The sequence below is a fragment of the Streptomyces sp. CA-210063 genome, assembly GCF_024612015.1.
In the GTDB taxonomy this organism is placed as follows: domain Bacteria; phylum Actinomycetota; class Actinomycetes; order Streptomycetales; family Streptomycetaceae; genus Streptomyces.
In genome coordinates this window covers 4,609,506-4,627,557 of the sequence record NZ_CP102512.1, presented here as the reverse complement: position 1 = coordinate 4,627,557, position 18,052 = coordinate 4,609,506, and the positions used below count along the sequence as shown (strand labels likewise).

General features: G+C 67.8%; 19 protein-coding genes. 17 read left to right on the top strand and 2 right to left on the bottom strand.

What is annotated here, in order from left to right; translation table 11 throughout:
* The first annotated feature begins 232 nt into the window (after positions 1-232).
* The 8 genes from JIX56_RS19955 (at position 233) to JIX56_RS19920 (ending at position 5,706) form a co-directional block, all read left to right on the top strand.
* On the top strand, positions 233-646 hold the full coding sequence (locus JIX56_RS19955) for a head decoration protein (protein ID WP_257542542.1): 414 nt from the start codon (positions 233-235) through the stop codon (positions 644-646).
* A 14-nt stretch (positions 647-660) separates the two neighbouring features.
* Positions 661-1,704 (top strand): major capsid protein, encoded by a 1,044-nt coding sequence (locus JIX56_RS19950; protein ID WP_257542540.1) that lies wholly within the window; start codon positions 661-663, stop codon positions 1,702-1,704.
* 12 nt (positions 1,705-1,716) lie between these two features.
* On the top strand, positions 1,717-2,067 hold the full coding sequence (locus JIX56_RS19945; RefSeq protein WP_257542538.1) for a hypothetical protein: 351 nt from the start codon (positions 1,717-1,719) through the stop codon (positions 2,065-2,067).
* A gap of 120 nt (positions 2,068-2,187) precedes the next feature.
* On the top strand, positions 2,188-2,517 hold the full coding sequence (locus tag JIX56_RS19940; RefSeq protein WP_257542536.1) for a hypothetical protein: 330 nt from the start codon (positions 2,188-2,190) through the stop codon (positions 2,515-2,517).
* Between the two features lie 4 nt (positions 2,518-2,521).
* Positions 2,522-3,334 carry a hypothetical protein gene (locus tag JIX56_RS19935; protein ID WP_257542535.1) on the top strand — a complete coding sequence of 271 codons (813 nt, stop codon included), beginning with the start codon at positions 2,522-2,524 and terminating at the stop codon, positions 3,332-3,334.
* 183 nt (positions 3,335-3,517) lie between these two features.
* The gene (locus JIX56_RS19930; protein WP_257542533.1) at positions 3,518-3,826 is read left to right on the top strand and encodes a hypothetical protein; all 309 of its coding nucleotides are present in this window, start codon (positions 3,518-3,520) and stop codon (positions 3,824-3,826) included.
* A gap of 57 nt (positions 3,827-3,883) precedes the next feature.
* Complete coding sequence (locus tag JIX56_RS19925; RefSeq protein WP_257542531.1) at positions 3,884-4,498, top strand: hypothetical protein; 615 nt, start codon at positions 3,884-3,886, stop codon at positions 4,496-4,498.
* 194 nt (positions 4,499-4,692) lie between these two features.
* Positions 4,693-5,706, top strand: coding sequence for an NAD-dependent epimerase/dehydratase family protein (locus JIX56_RS19920; protein WP_257542529.1), 1,014 nt, complete (start codon positions 4,693-4,695; stop codon positions 5,704-5,706).
* On the opposite strand, the gene JIX56_RS19915 is transcribed toward JIX56_RS19920, so the two are convergent.
* Positions 5,707-7,029: a DNA-binding protein gene (locus JIX56_RS19915; RefSeq protein WP_257542527.1), complete on the bottom strand. Its 1,323-nt coding sequence runs from the start codon at positions 7,027-7,029 to the stop codon at positions 5,707-5,709.
* A 417-nt stretch (positions 7,030-7,446) separates the two neighbouring features.
* On the opposite strand from JIX56_RS19915, the gene JIX56_RS19910 reads away from it, so the two are divergent.
* The 9 genes from JIX56_RS19910 to JIX56_RS19870 all read left to right on the top strand — a co-directional run bounded on the left by JIX56_RS19910 (position 7,447) and on the right by JIX56_RS19870 (position 16,270).
* Positions 7,447-8,382, top strand: a complete 936-nt coding sequence (locus JIX56_RS19910; protein ID WP_257542525.1) for an ATP-binding protein — start codon at positions 7,447-7,449, stop codon at positions 8,380-8,382.
* 196 nt (positions 8,383-8,578) lie between these two features.
* Entirely contained in the window at positions 8,579-9,589 is a 1,011-nt protein-coding gene (locus JIX56_RS19905) for a hypothetical protein (protein WP_257542523.1), read from the top strand.
* A gap of 116 nt (positions 9,590-9,705) precedes the next feature.
* A complete protein-coding gene (locus JIX56_RS19900) occupies positions 9,706-11,190 on the top strand; it encodes an amino acid permease (protein WP_257550978.1) in 1,485 nt (494 codons plus the stop codon).
* Positions 11,190-12,569: a glutamine synthetase family protein gene (locus tag JIX56_RS19895; RefSeq protein ID WP_257542521.1), complete on the top strand. Its 1,380-nt coding sequence runs from the start codon at positions 11,190-11,192 to the stop codon at positions 12,567-12,569. Before JIX56_RS19900 ends, JIX56_RS19895 begins: the two co-directional genes overlap by 1 nt.
* Positions 12,562-13,983 (top strand): GntR family transcriptional regulator, encoded by a 1,422-nt coding sequence (locus JIX56_RS19890; RefSeq protein ID WP_257542519.1) that lies wholly within the window; start codon positions 12,562-12,564, stop codon positions 13,981-13,983. The genes JIX56_RS19895 and JIX56_RS19890 overlap by 8 nt, the downstream gene beginning before the upstream one ends.
* Before the next feature lie 196 nt (positions 13,984-14,179).
* Entirely contained in the window at positions 14,180-15,016 is an 837-nt protein-coding gene (locus JIX56_RS19885; protein ID WP_257542517.1) for a zinc-dependent metalloprotease, read from the top strand.
* A complete protein-coding gene (locus tag JIX56_RS19880) occupies positions 15,009-15,278 on the top strand; it encodes a hypothetical protein (RefSeq protein ID WP_257542515.1) in 270 nt (89 codons plus the stop codon). Before JIX56_RS19885 ends, JIX56_RS19880 begins: the two co-directional genes overlap by 8 nt.
* A 56-nt stretch (positions 15,279-15,334) precedes the next feature.
* Positions 15,335-15,832 carry an NUDIX domain-containing protein gene (locus JIX56_RS19875; RefSeq protein WP_257542513.1) on the top strand — a complete coding sequence of 166 codons (498 nt, stop codon included), beginning with the start codon at positions 15,335-15,337 and terminating at the stop codon, positions 15,830-15,832.
* A gap of 210 nt (positions 15,833-16,042) precedes the next feature.
* Positions 16,043-16,270 carry a helix-turn-helix domain-containing protein gene (locus JIX56_RS19870; protein ID WP_257542511.1) on the top strand — a complete coding sequence of 76 codons (228 nt, stop codon included), beginning with the start codon at positions 16,043-16,045 and terminating at the stop codon, positions 16,268-16,270.
* A gap of 116 nt (positions 16,271-16,386) precedes the next feature.
* On the opposite strand, the gene JIX56_RS19865 is transcribed toward JIX56_RS19870, so the two are convergent.
* The gene (locus JIX56_RS19865) at positions 16,387-17,370 is read right to left on the bottom strand and encodes a tetratricopeptide repeat protein (RefSeq protein ID WP_257542509.1); all 984 of its coding nucleotides are present in this window, start codon (positions 17,368-17,370) and stop codon (positions 16,387-16,389) included.
* Positions 17,371-18,052 lie beyond the last annotated feature (682 nt).

Genomic DNA, 18,052 nt, shown 5'->3' with positions numbered 1-18,052 from the left:
GCGTGTTGGCTGGGACCACGCCCATCTCCGTGGACGCCCAGGCCAGTTGGCCGAGGGCTGTGATCGCGGGACCACGCCCGCCTCAAAATCCGTGGACGCCCTCCGGATGCCGGTCGGGCTGTGATCAGGGACCACGCCCTGGCCGGCCCGGCCGCCACCTCGTGGACACCGCCCCTCTGCCGCTTGTGCCGGGTGCGGGAGGAACCCGATCCCCACCCACGAGGGAGACATCGTGAGCGACTACCAGGTCCTCACCACCACTCAGACGGTCGCCGACGACCGGACATGGCTGGCTTCGCTGGACGGTGTCCACGAAGCGCAGACGATCCCCATCGACACCAGCAAGCTCACGGCGGGCACTCACTACACGGCGGGCACGATCAACCAGCCGCGCCACATCATCAAGAGCGGGCTTCCGCTCGGCAAGATCACCACCTCCGGCCTGTACGCGCCCTACAACTCCGCGGCCAGCGACGGCACCCAGATCCTCGCTGGGTTCCTCGTCGCCGAGACAGCCTTCACGCCCGGGTCGGCGAAGACCGCGGGGGCGCTGCTGTGGCGCGGCGAGGTGTACGCGTCGAAGCTGCCCGTCACCTTCACGGCCCCGGCCGCCGCGTCGACCACCGCGTTCATCCACTACCGGTAAGGAGGTAGGACCCGATGGCTCTTGAGAAGCTCCTCGAAGCGATCGTCGCCGAGGACATCCAGGCATTCATCCGAGCGATCACCACGCCCGAGGACTACCTCCTCACACGCGAGGTCTTCGCCGAACGGAACATCGACAACGTCAAGTTCCGTACGAAGAGCAGCAAGCGGCGCGTGAACGCGGCACGGTTCCGTGCGTGGGAAGCTGCGCCGGCGCTCGCGAAGCGGCGTGCCGAGCAGGTCATCAACGAGGGGATGCTGCCCTGGGTCGGTCAGGAGTTGCCGTTCTCTGAGCTCCAGATCATCCTGTCCGCCGTCGACCGAGGCCAGGACACCAGCGAGTTCCTCGACCTGCTGTATGACGACATCGAGCAGCATGTGGAGGCCACGAAGGCTGCCATGGAGATCGCCGCCGGGCAGATGCTGTCCACCGGCGTTGTCTCCCTGCCCGGCGTCGCCCTCGACGTTGACTGGCGGGTGCCGGCCGCCAACCGGCCGACGGTCGCCGTGCCGTGGTCCCAGTCCGGCACAGCCAGCCCGATCACGGACGAGCTGGCCTGGATCCAGTACCTGAAGAGCATCGGCGCACCGCGCCCGGAGCGGGTCATCACCTCGGAGAAGGCGCTGTCCCTGCTCGGCTCCACGTCGGAGTACCGAGCTGCGTTCCACAACTCGCCGTCCACCGACCAGATCCCGACCGGGATGCTCGCGCCGGAGGAGGTCAACCGGGTCCGTGCCAAGTACAACCTGCCCCCGGTCAGCACCTACGACGTGCAGGTGTACGACAGCAGCGACAACCTGGTCCGTACGACCCCGGAGTCCCTGTGGGCGATGATCCCGCCACGCCGTGAGCAGTGGGGCGAGACCCAGTACGGTCTGACCGCCGAGGCGATCGAGCTGCGAGGCAAGGGCGTCATCACCGCCGAACAGGCCCCCGGCATCGTGGTCACCTCCCACGTACAGACGCGCACCCCGGTCCAGCTGTCCACGATCTCCGCCGCCGCCGCGATGCCCGTGCTCTACGTGCCGGACATCCACATCGCCGCGACCGTCTTCTAAGAGGGGCTGTCCATGGCGAAGTTGCAGCGCACGGTGTTCGTGCGGGACCCCCAGCAGGCAGGCACGATCCGGCTGGACGCGGGCGAGGAGGTTCCCGAACGGCTCGTCGAGCTGATTCCGAACCCGGCCGCGTGGGCCGAGGAACCCTCCACGCCGGAGGCGGACGTCTCGGCCGAGTCCGATGTGGACGACGAGGAGAAGGAGTCGCCCACAGTGGATCCTGCCTCGGAGCCGGAGCCGGAGCCGGAGCCGGAGCCGGAGCCGGAGCCGGAGCCGGAGCCGGAGCCGGAGCCGGAGCCGGAGCCGGAGCCCGTGAAGACCACGAGGCGACGGAACAGCCGGAAGGCGCCCGACGAAGCGTAGGTTCCCGCACGCTCGCGGAGACGTGACCACCATCCGATGGCTTGATGCCCGGTAGTCCCGACGACGAGGCCCAGCACCACGAGGCGCTGGGCCTCGCGCCAATCACCCCTGGAGCCCTTCGTGGACGCCACCGTAGAGGCCTGGCTGCTCGCCCAGCTCGGCCCCAGCACCGACACGACCGACCTCGAAGCGCGCTACACGCGGCTCGGCACCGCGCGCGCGGTGGCCCTGGAGGTCCTCGCCGAGCGCCGTGCTGCACTCCTCGCCGATCCCCTGCGCATGACGGTGGACGGCGTCGTCACCCTCGACCAGTCCAACAACCTGACCGGCACGGAACGCCATATCGCCGCGCTCAACGACATCGTGGGGCCCGACGAAGAAGCTGTTTTCGAAGACGGCGTGCCCGTACTGACCCCCGTGCCGATCAGGCCGCCGGGATGGAGGCGGTGACCTGATGCCGTACGAGTGGCCCCCTCTGACTCCAGGTGACCCGGAGGAAGTTGCACGCCGGGTCGCCGCGGTCCTGGATGACGCATGGCAGCGCCTCGCCGACAGGCAGCAGGCCGTGATCGCCGGCATCGTGGCTCGCTGGCGACTGCCGTACGTCCTGGCGTCCTTGGACGAGTTCAAGGACGCCATCACCGACTTCCGCGCCCGCGTTGATACCGAGGCCCGAGCATTCGTACAGCGACAGCTGCCCCACCTGTACGACCAGGGGGCCCGAGCCGCCGCCGAGGCTGTAGGCGGGAGCACATGGACGTGGACGCAACCCCATGTGGACGCGCTTCAGTCTCTCGCCTCCGACACGTACGGCGACTTCCTACGCCGATCCCAGGAAGCAGAGCGGATGGCCGAGCAGTGGTATCGCGCCGCGCGAGCGGCGGCCCGCAAGGAGGTGCCGCTCCTGGCCGCTGGGAACACCACCGCCCGTCAGGCCGCGAAGCAACTGGCGGATGAACTGGCCACCCAGTCCCTCACGCGCGTCGTGTACCGCAACGGGGCACGAGTTCCGGTCCGGGCGTGGGCCGAGGCAGCCACCCTCGCCAAGAGCGCGGTCGCGTACAACACGGGCACACTGAACAAGAGCCGCGAGGCCGGCGTCACCCACGTCGAGGTCTTCGACGGGTCCGACTGCGGATGGACCAGCCACCGGGACCCCGACAAGGCCAACCGCACCGTGCGCACTGTGGAGGAGGCCGCCGAGTGGCCGATTTCCCACCCGCGGTGCCTTCGCGCCTTCGGGCCGCGCCCCGATCACCTTCCTTAGGATCGGCCGGCCCGGAGATCACGCCATTCTTGATCAAGTATCGAGTGCACGATGGAGTCACGCCACCGGCCGGTCTTGCCGATGTCCGCAATCACTGCACCTCATCAGTCCTCAATCCCGTCAAAAGCTCTCGCGCAGCTTAGCCGCCAAGGCATCATGGAAGCTGGTGAGGGGGGGGACCGCATGACCAACGCAGATCACCGTAGGAAACAGAAGATTCGCCGCGTTGCAGTCGGTTCTATAACGGCAGTGATTGTCGGCGCGTTCATGGTCGGAGGTACGATCCTCTACGGAGGCGGCACCCCCTTGTCAACGAACCCTGACGAAGGTACCGGCTCGGGCGGCGGCATCGTAATCCTGATCACTGCGATAGCTGGATTGATCAGCGCAGCCGGGGGGCTATGCGGTGGGATTGCCGCGCTGATCATGGCCAGGCATACCGTCCGCCAGCCGCAGCAACCCGCAACGCCGCCACCAGCACCAGTCGATTGACGGGCCAGGAAAAGGGAATCTGGCTATTCGGTCGCCGACGCAGGGCCGGGAGGCGAATTGCGCATCCGTTCAGCCGCTATCGCGCTTGCGATCTCAGTGCTCGCCCTTGCTCTGGTTCTAGTCCTCGCCCTTCTCTTTGCCCTGGTTCTCGCTGCCCTCTCAGACAGCAGTGGATCATCAGATGCGGAGCCTGCGCCTGACAACATCACCGGGCCCCCGGTGCCCAGCACTACCCCAATAGCCCGCCTGTCACTAGGAGAAGCTTGGGGAAGGGCGGTCGGTGACGACGGCACTTCCGCCACCGGCAGAACAACAGCCCTCAGCTATCAGCAGCCCGCCCACGGCGTTGAGCCGCTCGAAGAAGGTGACGGGACCGAGTATGAGTGGGCGAAGATCGAAGCCGAAGTCTGCAACGACAAGGGTCCCTCGATCACCGTCTCCCAGTACCCTTGGTCGCTGATTTTCGCCGATGGTGACCGAATACAGATCGCTGGCGGGCCGGATTTCGACCCCCAAAGTGCAAAGGCAGGGTTCCCCATGGATGTAGTAGTCAGGGCTGGAACCTGCGTACGTGGCAAGATTATGTTTCCGGTAACCGCGGGCCAGCGAGCGGAGCGGATCTTGTACGAATATGAGGGCGCTCCGGGTCCTGTCGAGTGGACCGTTCCTTAGCGAACACCAACGGCTGGTCATTTCGCTGTAGTCTCTGGCGAATTCGGCCGACCCTCCGTCAAGGACGTGCGTAACGTCGTAAGGGTCCCGGCTCCAACTGGACCGAGGTCGACCGCCGTTCTCGGCTCCTGGCAACGCAAGCTCAGCGAGGTCCGGCTTTCGCTAGCCCACCTCGGGCAGGCAGGATCAGGGGCATGAGGATTCTGCTGCTGGGTGGAACGTGGTTCTTGGGCAAGGCCATCGCTGAACAGGCGATGGCGAGAGGATGGCAGGTCACAACCTTCAACCGGGGGCGCTCTGGCCAAGATGTGGCGGGGGTGGAGCCGGTACATGGGGACCGAACCGTGCAAGCGGACCTTCGTGAGCTGGCCGGACACGGCCCTTGGGACGCCGTGATCGATACCTCCAGCTCGGAACTCGCACCGCGCGATGTCCTTCTGGCCACCACGACCCTTCGCGGTCAGGCCCGGCGGTGGGTCCACATCTCGACGGTGTCCGTGTACGAGGGCTGGCCGCATCAGGCCCTGACCGACGCCTCCCCGTTGTTGGAGTGTCCGCCCGACGCAGACGAGGCGTACGGGTTCACCGGCGAGTACGGCAGCCCCACCAAGTACGGGTTTCAGAAGGCGGGCGGAGAGCGAGCGGTCACTGAGGCGTTCGGGAACTCAGCGGTCTTCCTGCGGCCCGGTGTGATCCTCGGACCCGGCGAGTACGTGGGCCGTCTGCCTTGGTGGCTGGAGCGGGTGAAGCGCGGCGGGAGGTTTGTTGCCCCGGCCCCGGCCAAGCAGCGCATTCAACCCGTCGACGTCCGTGATGTGGCCCAGTTCGCCCTGGATCAGGCGGCGAGCACAACCACCGGCGGATACAACGTCACCCACCCGGAGGGGACCTCCTTTGAGGAGTTCGTCAGCGGATGCTTGGCCGCCACAGACAGCACAGCGACTCCGGTGTGGGTGGATCCCGAGGTTCTCAAGGAGCATGGCGTAGCGCAGTGGACGGAACTTCCGTTGTGGCGTACGCACGCCGGCGTGTGGGCGGTTGACTCCAGCCGGGCCGTCGCCGCTGGCCTGAACTGCCGTCCGATCGCGGCGACCATCCGCGACACGTGGCGTTGGTGGGCGGCAGACGGGCGTCCCGTGGACCACCCACGGTGGGCAGAGCACGGGATCGCCCCAGAGAAGGAAGCGAAGCTCCTCGTCTCGCTGTGATCAGCCTTCGATGGCGAGGAGACTCACCGACGGGCCGAGCCGGTACGGTGGCGAGAGTCGGGTGAACTCCTCGATTTGTTCCCGCAGTTGGGTGGGTAGCACGGCACCATGGTAGCCCGGCCGGGCTAGGGTCCGGCCGATGCGGGCTGTTCGGAGGACGATGCCTGTGTTGCGCTGCTCGACGGGCACGTCCCAGACCGGTGTGAGCGCCTCGGCAGCGCCATCGACGTCATCGTCCAGGAGACGGGCCTGCGCGATGTCCGCAGCGGCGCTGGCTCGAACGTGCGAGGACTGATCGCCCTGTGGCCTCTGCTCAAGGAGCGCCAGCGCGCGCCGCGCTGAGGTCTCGGCCTGTGCCGGGTCGCCGACGAGCAGTGCTGTGGTGCTGTTGGACATGGCCAGGCGCTCTTCGCTGAAGCCGAATTCTCCGCCCACGGCATCGTGTAGATCGTCTCGGCGGTTCTGGTCGCCCTCCTGGGACAGCTGCATGGCGCGGTGCGCGGAGTCCCAGTCGCCGAGGTGAGCGTACGAGCGCGCCTGGATGGCGTGGAGGCGCCGCTGAGCGACGTCACCGAGGCCTCCGTACGACAGGGCCTGGTTGGCCTTCGCTACCGCCTCCGTCGTATCGCCGGTGTGGTAAGCGATGTACGCCATGGTGCCGTCGGCGTAGGCACGCAGAGGCGTGAACCGTGAATTCTCGCCGTACAGGGCGGCAGTGCGGGCGAACGTGCGGGCGCTGGAGAGGTAGCCCAGGTCGAAGGCGGCGACGGACAGCAGCGCGGCCGTCTGGCCGTTCAGGATCATCAGCGCCTGTTCCTGGACTGGAACCCTGGTCCTGCCGCGGTGGCGATCGATCTCGTTGTGAAGGCCTTCGGCCTGCTCGAACGCCTTAGCCGCCGACAGGCGGTGGTAGCTGTGGGCGAGGCCCACCACTCGGTCGCGCAGTTCGTCGATGGTGTGGTCGGAGATAGACGACGACGATGCGTCGGCGCCTTCGTGTGCTTTACGTGCGGTCATTCGAACTCGCTCTTCCAGGTCAAACGCGGGTGCCTGGGGATCGATCTCCGGGGGCGGCCCGAACAACTGCTCTGCTGTGTAGCCAGGCCACATGGTGGTGAGGATCCGGCAGGTCTTGGGGCCAGGCAGCGTTACGAGTTTGCCAGCTGTCCAGCGCCGGAATTGTGTCTCACCGCAGGTTGGGTTGCTGGTATCCGGCCCGAAGAGACGCCTACCGATGTCGGTGAACATTTCCTCGAACTTGCTGTAGGAAATCCTGTCCCGATCACACAGCACCTTCAGCAGTGTCTTCGGTGCGTCTCCCATACCGCCCCCTGGCTCTGGCGCCGCTGGTCCGCAGGGCGCCTACGGATCGATCCCTTCCCTGTGAAGGGGAAGCCGCAACCCCGTGTCTTGGCAACAGCCCCCGGATAGAAGCCACTTCAAAGCTATCCCGAGGTCACGTTGGGCGCTCAGAAGCCACGTAGAAGCCACCCCGGAAGCCATGGCGGGGTCGTACGGGATGAGAGGACCCTGATCGCCACCCCCACCGACAGTGCTTGATCCAGGCACGAGAGCGTGCGATCAGGAGTTCCCCGTGAAGCCGGACACGCAGCGCACCGCAGGCCTCCTCGTGAAGGCGCGGGAGAAGAAGCGGTTACTACCCCCAGCCGTGGTTTGGCATGCCGAGCGGGTAGCGACGTGTTCGGTGTCCGTTGCCTCCGGACGTACGGAGGGATCGTCGTGACACCGACCGCGATCGTCGCCCGGACGGACCCCGAAGTCCCCCCGCGCTGCCGGGTGTACGCCGAAACTGACATGTCTTTCGCCCGCTCCAGTGGCTCAACGGCCGGCGCCATTGCGACAGCAGACAGAGCCGTGCCCCGTCAGGTACGCCGCATCATCGAGACCAGGCTGACGCGCTGGGGCCTGCCCGGCCTCATCGACTCTGCTCAACTCTTGGCTACCGAGCTCGTCACGAACGCGTTCGAGCACGGGTGCGGCGACGTCGGGGTACGCCTGTACCTCACTGCTACTCACCTGGTGATTGAAGTTCGGGATGGCTCGCACGAACTTCCTGTACTGGGCGCTGCCGCTGTCGACGGTGTGGACGGCCGCGGCCTCTTTCTCGTCGCGTCGATCGCCGATCGCTGGGGCGTCAGCCACGACGGTACGACGACCTGGTGCTCCCTCCCTTTTTTGAGAAGGAACGGCGATATGGAAGAGGAGGGCATCGTCGCGATCCCTGCTCTCGTACACGACGAGTCCGTGTGGACGAGGCACGCCCAGTTCCGCGCGGGCGAACATGCGGCCAGCAACGCACGCAACTACACCCGCATGTACCTCAGTCAGCAGCCCGTCCCCGTGAACATCGAGGCTGCGGCCGCGATTGGGCACGCCCTGATGGCCAACGCTGTCGCCTACTCGGGTGTCCCTGGATACGCCGTGATTCCCATGCACTGGGCCCTTCTTCCATCCGGTGAACTCGTCATCCAAGTGCTGGACGCCCGTTGCGACTTCCCCGACTTCGACGAGGCGATGAAGTGGGAGCCGGCTGAAGGCGAGTCTCCCCGTGGTCTGTGGACCGCGCGCCGGCTCGGAGCCGAGATCGCCTACGCCCCAGTGGAGGGCGGGAAGGTCGTCCAGGCCTTGATCAAGCCAGCCACAACACCCGCTTGACGCTCAATCGCACGCCCTACCCCTGAGCGGCCATCGGGTCGCAGCTGCTCGCTACCTCCCCAGTATCTGAGCCCTGCTGCCACTCGGTGGTCCCCCTCCCCACATCGAGGCCTCATGCAGTCCGTATCCGTCTCGCGCCCGTGTCACAGGGACGCCTCCTTGCCCGCCCTCTCACGCTCCTCTGGAGGGCTCATCCATGCCGTCCAGTGACCTGCCCCTGATTGATCACCCGGCGGGCTGGGACGACGAACTTCGTCGTGCTCTTGAGGACTTGCACGTCGGGCGCTGGCTCTCCACACGAGACCTGTTGCTGAAGACGGGGCGGGACTGGGGGTTACGCACTGCGCGTAGTCGGGTTCTGGCGGCTCTCGCGGTACGCAGTGGCGCGATCGAAGCCTGGTGCGAGGAGGAGCCTGGCAACGCCGACGGGCTGATGATGTCGGCCCGGGTGATGACTCAGCGGGCGCTGCTGAGTGCCCGCTCGGGGGCGAGCCTGCGGCAGCAGGCCCGGATCTGCGACATGGCGCGACAGGTGTGCTGGCGCGCCATGCCCGGTGCGGATCCCTACGACCCGGTCCTCCATCTGTGTCTGCTGGCCCTCGCGCAGGTGGCCTCCGAGTGGCAGGTGCCCGACCGGTGCCGTCCGGAGCTGTTCGGCGAGCCGCCCGAGTCGTCGATGCTCCCGCGAGGGCCATGGCCGCAGTTGAACGAAGTCCTTCGCCGCGATCCGGACAACCGCGAGGCGCTGCACCGGATGCTCCAGTACTTCCACGCCCGGGGGGCCAGCGGCTTCGCGTTCGCCCAGTGGGAGGCCTCGCGGGCGGAGGCGGGATCGGTGCGGCTGACTCTGCCGCTGTACGCGCTCGCCGAGTCCTACCGGCGCGATCTGGACGAGGGCGTTCTGGTGTCGAAGTTCGGGTTCTGGGCCCGGGGCCATGTCCGGTATCACGCCGAGCGTGCCCTGCGGGACTGGTTCGACGTGGTGAAGCCTGCGGACTGCTCCCTGCTCGATCTCAACCACCTGGCGTACGTGCTGTCCGCGAGCGGGGAGCAGGGCGCCGGACGCGTCTTCACGGCCATCGGCCCGTACGCGACGACCTCGCCGTGGAAGCAGCTCCAGGGGGACAGCTTCCGGCGGAACGACTGGCAGGAGGACTTCCTGAGGGCGCGGGCGTACGCATGGGAGAGGGAGAGGCGAGTCCTGTGAGACGAAGCCGTGCACCGCCCACCCGCAGCAGCTACGTCGGCAGTCGACATCCCTTAACTCCCTTTTCGATCAGAGGAATTCTTCCGGTGTCTTCGAGACGAGCGTCCAAGCGGCAGATGCTGGACGACGACGCTTTCCTGCGCCAGCTCGGCTACAAGAACGAGCTGTCCCGGCGTATGAGCCCGTTCGGCAACGTCGCGATCTCCGCGACGGTCATCTGCGTGCTGGCCGGCTGCATGAGCCTGTTCGGCTACGGCCTGGGCCACGGCGGTCCGGCGGTCATGCTCTGGGGCTGGGTGATCATCGGCCTCTTCACACTGCTACTGGGCCTGTCCCTGGCCGATGTCACCAGCCGCTACCCGACCTCCGGCGGGCTGTACTTCATGGCCCACCATCTGGGCGGACCGCGCTGGGCGTTCGGGGTCGGCTGTCTCAACCTGCTCGGCCTGTGGGGCGCGATCGCCGGCATCGACTACGGCGCCGCCACGTTCATCGGCGCCTTCGCCAACCTCCAGTGGGGCATCCAGCCAACCCCCGGCACGACCATGGTCATCTTCGGCTGCATCCTGCTGCTGCACGGTCTGCTCAACCTGGGCGGGATCCGACTGGTGGACCTGCTCAACAAGATCTCCGTGTGGTGGCAGCTGGGCGGTGTCACGGTCATCGTCGGCACCCTCGCTCTCGCGCCGGCCGAACACCAGTCGGCCGAGTTCGTGTTCACCCACTTCCAAAACGACACCGGCTTCACCAACGCGCTGTACGTGTGCCTGATCGGCGGCCTCTTGGCCGGCTACACCTTCTGCGGCTACGACGCGAGCACCCACCTGTCGGAAGAGACCAAGCACGCGCAGATATCCGCGCCGCGCGGCATCGTCCACGCGATCCTCTTCTCGTGGGCCGCCGGATTCGTCCTGCTGGCCGGCCTGCTGTGGTCGATCCAGGACTACGCGGCCACCCAGAACTCGGCCACCGGAGTGCCGCCCGCCCAGATCTTCCTCGACGTCCTCGGCGTCGGCTGGGCCAAGGCGCTGCTGCTGATAGTGATCGTGGCCATGCTGTTCTGCGGCAACGCCGAGACCGCCGCGGCGAGCAGGATGATCTACGCCTTCTCCCGGGACGAGGCCCTGCCCGGGTCGGCGACCTGGAAGCGCGTCAGCAGCCGCAACCGCACCCCCGTCCCCGCGGTATGGCTGTCGGTCGCGGTCCCCTTCGTCCTTGCGCTGCCCGCCTTGTACTCACCGGCCGCCTACGGGGCGATCACCGCAATCAACGCGGTCGGGATGATCCCCGCCTACGGCATCCCCGTCTACCTCTCCCTGCGCGCGGGCGACCGCGCCAAGCCCGGAGCCTGGTCCCTGGGCCGCTGGCGCCAACCGATCGGCTGGATCGCCGTGGTCTACGTGGCCGTCATCACGGTCATCCTCTGCCTGCCACAGAGCGCGCCGATCACCGCTCAGTCGTTCAACTACGCCGGGGTCACGCTGGCCGGGGCGCTGCTGATCGCATGGCTGCTGTGGATCACCCAAGGACGCCGCACCTACAAGATCCCCCCGCTGGGCAGCGCGGCCCACCAGTCCGCCATCGCTGACGAGGTGCTCTGATGAACAGCCAACACCTTCCAGAGCACGACGAACTCGTCCTGGCCGTCGACGGGTTACGTGACGCTGTCGAGCGGGGCGAGGTCACCACGGTGATGGTCGCGGTCCCGGACATGGCGGGCCGGCTGAAGGGCAAGCGGTACGACGCGCAGGTCTTCCTGGACCGGCTGTTGTCTGGACCGGAGATGTGCGCCTACGTCCTGGCTACCGACGTCGACATGGGGCCGGTGGACGGCTTCGATCTCACGGGCTGGGGGAGTGGCTACGGCGACGTGCGCGTGCGGCCCGACGCGCGCATGATCCGGCACCTGCCCTACGAGCCGGGCACCGTCCTGGTGCACGCCGACCCCGTGCACGCAGATGGCACGTTCGTCGACGTTGCGCCGCGCCAGATGCTCCGCGCCCAGCTCGCCCGCCTCCAGGCCCTTGGGCTGGAGGTGAAGACTGGGTTGGAGAGCGAGTTCCTGCTCTACGAAGGCGACCCGTACCGGGCTTTCCAGCGCGGTTATCAGGACTTGCGGCCGGTGTCGCCGCACAACCTCGACTACGCCCTCGACCACCCACCGGCGCTGGCCGACTTCTTCCGGCATCTGGAGGACGTGCTGCGGGATGCGGGGATGCCGGCGGAGTCGGTGAAGAGCGAGGGCGCCCCGGGGCAGGTGGAGGTCGCCTTCCCCTACGGGGAGGCGATGACGGCCTGCGACGCCTACACCGTCTTCAAGCACGCCACCCGGGTGCTGGCCGCGCGGCGCGGGATGACCTCGACGTGGATGGCCGCCCCGGAGACCGGGGTGGGCAGCGGACTGCACCTCCACCTGTCCCTGTGGGACGGTGAACGCAGTCTCTTCGCCCCCGGATCCGGGCAGGATCAGCCGGACCACCTGACGCGGGCGCTGGCCGGTCTGGTCACCGGCATGCCGCACCTGATGCCGCTGTGCGCGCCGTATCCGAACTCCTACAAGCGGTTCGGGCCGCACTCGTTCGCGCCCACCCGCTTCAGCTGGGGTGCCGACAACCGTACGGCCGCCTTCCGGATCACCGGCCACGGCCCCGGCCGGCACCTGGAGGTACGGCTGCCCGGTGCCGACGCCAACCCGTACCTCGCGCTGGCCGCCGTGTGCGCGGCGATCCACCACGGCCTCACCACTCATCCCGACCTGCCCGACCCCTGCGCGGGCGACGGCTACGAGGACACCACCGCACGACCTGTGCCACGTGATCTCGTCGACGCCTTGATGAGCTTCGACGGCAATGATTTCGCCGAACAGGCCTTCGGGAAGGGTGCGGTGCGGCACTACGCCCGCGCGGCCTACCACGAGATCGACCATCACTTCCGGCACGTCACCGACATCGAGCGCCTTCGGGGGCTCGACCGTGTCTGACACCACCACGCCGACTGCTCCGTCGGCCGCAGGCGCCACCCGCCGCGAGCTCGGCGAACGGTATGCGGACATCCTTCGCGGTGAGATCCGGGATGGAACCTGGGGGCCCGACCGGATTCTCCGGCGGGCAGATCTGGCGGACCGCTTCGGAGTCTCGCCGGAGGTCGTCATCCGGGCGGTCCGGCAGCTGGTCCGTGAGGGGCTGGTCGAGACCCGCGGGGCAGTCGGGGCGCGGCCCACGGTCGAAGGCCGGAGCTGGACTCCGCCCCAGGGCGGCACGCAGCTGCAACACATCGAAGACGTCCTGCGGAGCCGGATCGCGGATGGCACCTACCAGTCCGGGGAGCGCCTGCCCTCCCTGCGTGAGCTGGGCCGGGAGTTTGAGGTGTCCCACTCCATGATCGCTTCCGCTCTCAAGCCCTTGAGGAGCGAAGGACTTGTCGTCATCGAGTCTGCCGGGACCGGGTTCTACGTCCCCATGATCCAGCCCACCGGCGTGGTTCCTCAGCGGCGTCCACTCGGCCGGCGGCGTGGCTCGACCATGCCCAGGCGTGAGGACACCGTCAGAGCGGTCATCGTCGCGCGCATCCTGGCGGGGGCATACCCGGCCGGGCAGCGGCTGCCCAAACGCCGTGAACTGGCCGCCGAACTCGGGGCGGGCCTGGAGACCGTCCGAGACGCACTCGACCCCCTGGTGCACAACGGCACGCTGTATGTCCTCCACGGAAGGGGGACCTTCGTCGCCCGGCAGGGCGAGCCGACCCCTCTCGACGGCGCCAACGCCGTGAACGCCACGGCCGAGACGATCAGGACGCGGCTGAAGGACGGCACTTACCCGGCGGGGACACGACTCCCTGACCAGAGGGCTCTGGCCGCTGAACTCGGCGTCGGCCTGCACACCCTCACCGCCGTGTACAAGACCCTCGTCGACGCGGGATTGCTCGTCACCGTCTTCGGCGGTGGCACCTTCGCGGTAGAGCCCGGCGCACCTCGCCCACGGTCGTACCAGACCCCCGACCGACGGGGCGGACAACGTACCTGGGCGGCTCCCATTCCCGGCACCACCCATGTCGGGCGCGTCCGGGACACCGTCCTAGCCCGGATAGGCGATCGCACCTACAGCCCCGGCACGAGGATCACCGCGGTCACTCTCGCCGGGCAGTTGGGCGTCTCCTACGACACCGTCCGCAATGCCCTTGCCCCCCTCGTCGCCGAGGGACGGCTCCGCTCACGGCGCGGCAGGGGACAGGGGTACTTCGTCACCGGATCAGGACCAGCACCCCCACGCCCGGAACTCTCGGTGTTTCCCCTGCCAGCGTCGGGTACCGCCTCAACGCCGCCCGGACACGAGATCACCGCTCACCGAAGGACCGTGACGGACCTCGACCTGCGCCGCGAGTTCGCCACCACCTGACGACCCCGACCCGCGCGCGCGGCAGCCCCGTCACCGTCCACCGCCGCGCAACGGGCCCGGCCCCGTCGCCGAGCACGACACCACCGCTCGGCGACGGGGCGCACTGAGCACCTTCGTCCCCCGGGGCAGACGGTGGCCCGGGGGACGAAGGGCCCAACGAAGCCGACCAGACCGATCACTTCTGGACAGGACCATAGTGACCCAGACCCGCTTCACCGTGCTTGACGAAACCCAACGCCATCCGGACCTGGCCGAGCAGATCGCCCAGATACTTCACCGGGTTGCGCCAACGGTGAAGGAGATAACCGACCTTCCCCTCCCGGAGGAGGTCCGCTTCCGCCTGCTGGCCCCCAAGCGGTGGCGGGACGAGACCCGTAAGAGCCAACACCGCACCCTCGCTCGCGACATCGCCGATCTGGAGCTGACCTCACAGGAGATCGACGCCGTTCGGGGAGGGCTGAAGATCACGGGACTCGTTCCCGGTCTGGTCTGGCCCCTGGTGCTCGGCAGTACCTTGACCGCAGCCGACGGCCGACGCGAGACGATCATTGCCCCCCGCGCCCTCCACCATGGCGGGCTGCTGGTCGACGAACCGGCCCTTCACCAGGTAGCCGCCCATGAACTCGTCCACCAGATGCAGGCCGATGCCCGCAGCGGTGCAGTCTGGAGGACCTTCTTCCCGCAGAAGCGTGGGATCACGGCGCGCGGCGCCTCGGCTGTCCTTGAGGGACACGCCGACTGGGCCGACCATCAAGTCACTGCCCGCCTGTTCGGTGCCCCGGCCGATCACCGGCAATCGCCGAAGTCCTGGCGCTACCGCACCCACAACGCACTCCCCGGCATCCGGCGCTTGGGCCCCAGCCGCGCAGCGTACGAACAGGGCTCCCGCCTCATCGCGAGCGCAGTGGCCACAGGGGGCACCGACCTGGTCAACCAGATCTGGAAGGACGCGGCCTTCCTGCCTACCGAGGAAGAGATCGCCGATCCCGATGCCTGGGTCCGCCGCATCGAGCGGGGGTATCTCGGTGCCTGACCTACCGCTCCGTCTCACCGAGCTCGACGGCTCAACCCGCATGGACCGCATCACCGATGTCGTGCTGGACCTGCTGTTCGACCTGACCCAACAGACCGCGCGGTTCGTCGTCGGCCCTGACCCGTGGAGATCCCTCACCGTCCACGATCCGTTCGAACTCACCCAGGCCATCCCGTTCGGTTCCGTCGCAGACCCGTGGGCGTCGCTCGCTGTCTACGACGCCGACGGGTTCGCCCCCTTCATACGCGGAGGGCAGGCATGAGATTCCGTGGCGTTGCCCTACTCGATCACTTTCCACCTCGACAAAGGAAGAGAACCATGCAAACCAAACGTGACCACTTCACCGACCCGCCCCCGCGCCGCCTCGGGGCGCTGGGCATCATCCGCAACCCCGCCGGTGCGGTACTGATGACCGAGAAGGCCCAGGACGCCCTCAGGGACGAGGAGCGCAAGCCCTGGTTCCACCCGGGCGGCTGCGTGGAGGAGAACGAACCGCTCCTTGACGGCCTGGTACGCAACGTCAGCGCGAAGCTCGGCATCACGCCGAAGCCGGGCCGCTTACTGGCCGTGCACCACATGTACGACCAGCAGCACAAGACGCACCTGTCGAAGGAAGGGATCAACTTCCTCTTCGACTGCGGGGTCATCGACGAGGACACGCCATTCGTGTTCGACGGCAGCATCCAGGGTGCCCGGTGGATGCTCCCGGATGAGCTGGATGAGCACCTGACTCCGTTCACAGCGGCGCGTACGCATGCTGCGCTGCGGGCCCTGTCCGGCGGTGATGTAGAGGTGCTCGCCGGGCATCCCCTGTAGCGCCGGTCGACCGGCGCTGATGCCCCCTGCCTCGGTGCCCGCTGTGTCAGGCGCAGTTGGCACCGAGGCAGGTCCACTCCCGGCGTGGATTGCCCAATGGGTCCCGCTTCCGGAGCCCTTCACGCCAGCGTTCCAGCTGCACACGAGGTTGTACCCGAGCTTTCTGATTCAGAGAGCCACCAGAATTGACAATTGAGAGACCTTAAACCGATGCAGAAATCGAAAGTAGAACCAGGCAGCCGGGTTGTAGGTGCCGCCCGTCCGAAACTCGCGGCAGACCTCAAGAAGAAGTACAACTCGGGCGCAAGTATCAGAGAAGTTGCTGAAGAATTCGGCCGTTCTTACGGGCTCGTGCACCGAATCCTGGGGGAATCCAGAGTCACCTTCCGCTCCCGTGGTGGGGCAACGCGCAGGAAGAAAACGGAGTCGGTCTCGTGAGATCCGGGGGATTAGCGGTGCAGGAGCATGCCGACGTCTGCGAGGGATCGGATCGCCTTGCCGTAGCGGTCGTTGTGCCCTGCGGCAGGACTGTGCGGCTGTACGGAGCCGGGGCGTCACGCCGTTGTGGCGACACCGTGGGCGTCGATCGCCGGAGGGAGGGCGTGCACGCGGTCGCGCAGGTCCTCGACGCCAGTTGCGCGAGTCGGGCCGAGGGCGGTCTGGAGCTGGGCGAGGCGGGAGCGGGCGGTGGAGCGGAGTCGCACGGCTGGCACGCGTGCCAGAACGTCCAGGGCGCGTTGTGCGGCGTCGGCCGGCTGGGTTGGGGCCTCGGCCTGGGCCAGGACCAGTGCGGCGGCTGCCCATCCTGGGGTTCCCGTCGTGCAGGCGTTCATGGATGCCTCTGCGGTGGCTGCTGCACGATCCATGCGGCCCAAGGCGCGTTGGGCCTCGGCCTCGTGCAGGGCGTGTTCGGCGACGTCGTATCCGAAGCGTCCCCGTGCCCAGCCTGTGGGGTCCGCATCCAGTTCCCGCGTCGCGGTGGCAAGCGCGGCGTCGGCCTCCTGCTCTCGGCCCAGTTCGGCGAGGGATGGGAGCAGTGCCCAGGCGTGCAACTGGGCTCGGGGAAGGCCGGACGGCGAGCTGGCCAGGCCGCGTTCGGCGTGGGCCACGGCGCGGGTGTGCTGGCCGGTGGCGCGGGCGACCATGGCCTGGGCTCCCCACGCCCATGCGGTGAGGCGTGCGTCGCCGCTGCGATCTCCGTAGGTGGCGGCGGTAGCAAGGTGTGCTCGTGCGCCGGTGTGGTCGCCGAGGTGGAAGGCGAGGTTGCCCAGGAGGGCGGAAAGCCAGCCGATGCCGCGCCTCAGATCGACCGCGATCGGTTCGTGTGTCTGTTCGCTGGTGAGGGCCTGGGACAGCAGTCCGCGCGCGCCGTGGACTTCGGTGAACAGCACGTGCGGCGGGTGCTTGCTGTATCCGAGGGCGTAGTGCTCGATCGCCGCCTGGGCCAGGTCCACGACTGCCGGACTTCCCGCCGGATCGGCCAGCAGCGCGAGGTGCAGGGAGTCGCGTACGGCTGGCAGTCCGGCGGAGGTGGTCATGGTCACCATGCTTTCGGGTGCAGGAAGAACGCACGCATCAGGGCCGGCTTCACTGTATCCAGCGGTCTGGCCCCATCTGGCTCGATCACGGTTAGTGGCGCGGTCGAGGCCGAGCTGCGCTGGCTGGGCCCGGTAGACCGTGCACAGTGCCTCGACGTACTCAGGGCCTGGCCGTTCATTGGCCTGATGCTCCCATCGGCACAACATCGACTGCGACAGGCCGGGCGGCAGAAGTCCGCGGGAGAGGTAGAGCTCGCCGATTCGCGCGATAGTGCGGGAGCGTGGCCAGCCGAGTGCCAGGCGCCACGCTTCCAGCGACCGCACCTCGGGCAGCGCGGCGCAGATCGTGACCGCGGTCTGCTCGACGCTGAGCCCGCCGTTTCGGCAGCTCGCTCGGATCGCAGCCGCGGCCGTCTGGATCGCTGCCCGACGCGAGCGACTTACCGTGATCATGTGCGCACCCCCGGTGATGAGGCGGACTTGCGCCACGGTATCCGAGGACGGGTCCGCAAGGGAGAGCGCCTGGTCGCCTCGGCTACACCATTGCGGGTTGCCCGCAATGCGGGTGTGCGGAACCGGCAATGACTGGGCGTCACCAGAGCGTGACGATGTCTACGGGTCGTGATCACCCGTACGAGCGGCAGCTCGTTGCGACAGCTGAGAGCGAACCCCGCGGCTGCCC

Bases quoted from the DNA above. Each gene is read 5' to 3' on its own strand.
- JIX56_RS19950 (WP_257542540.1), top strand. From the start codon at position 661: ATGGCTCTTGAGAAGCTCCTCGAAGCGATCGTCGCCGAGGACATCCAG.
- JIX56_RS19945 (WP_257542538.1), top strand. From the start codon at position 1,717: ATGGCGAAGTTGCAGCGCACGGTGTTCGTGCGGGACCCCCAGCAGGCA.
- JIX56_RS19935 (WP_257542535.1), top strand. From the start codon at position 2,522: ATGCCGTACGAGTGGCCCCCTCTGACTCCAGGTGACCCGGAGGAAGTT.
- JIX56_RS19930 (WP_257542533.1), top strand. From the start codon at position 3,518: ATGACCAACGCAGATCACCGTAGGAAACAGAAGATTCGCCGCGTTGCA.
- JIX56_RS19920 (WP_257542529.1), top strand. From the start codon at position 4,693: ATGAGGATTCTGCTGCTGGGTGGAACGTGGTTCTTGGGCAAGGCCATC.
- JIX56_RS19915 (WP_257542527.1), bottom strand. From the start codon at position 7,029: ATGGGAGACGCACCGAAGACACTGCTGAAGGTGCTGTGTGATCGGGAC.
- JIX56_RS19905 (WP_257542523.1), top strand. From the start codon at position 8,579: ATGCCGTCCAGTGACCTGCCCCTGATTGATCACCCGGCGGGCTGGGAC.
- JIX56_RS19900 (WP_257550978.1), top strand. From the start codon at position 9,706: ATGCTGGACGACGACGCTTTCCTGCGCCAGCTCGGCTACAAGAACGAG.
- JIX56_RS19895 (WP_257542521.1), top strand. From the start codon at position 11,190: ATGAACAGCCAACACCTTCCAGAGCACGACGAACTCGTCCTGGCCGTC.
- JIX56_RS19875 (WP_257542513.1), top strand. From the start codon at position 15,335: ATGCAAACCAAACGTGACCACTTCACCGACCCGCCCCCGCGCCGCCTC.
- JIX56_RS19870 (WP_257542511.1), top strand. From the start codon at position 16,043: ATGCAGAAATCGAAAGTAGAACCAGGCAGCCGGGTTGTAGGTGCCGCC.
- JIX56_RS19865 (WP_257542509.1), bottom strand. From the start codon at position 17,370: ATGACCACCTCCGCCGGACTGCCAGCCGTACGCGACTCCCTGCACCTC.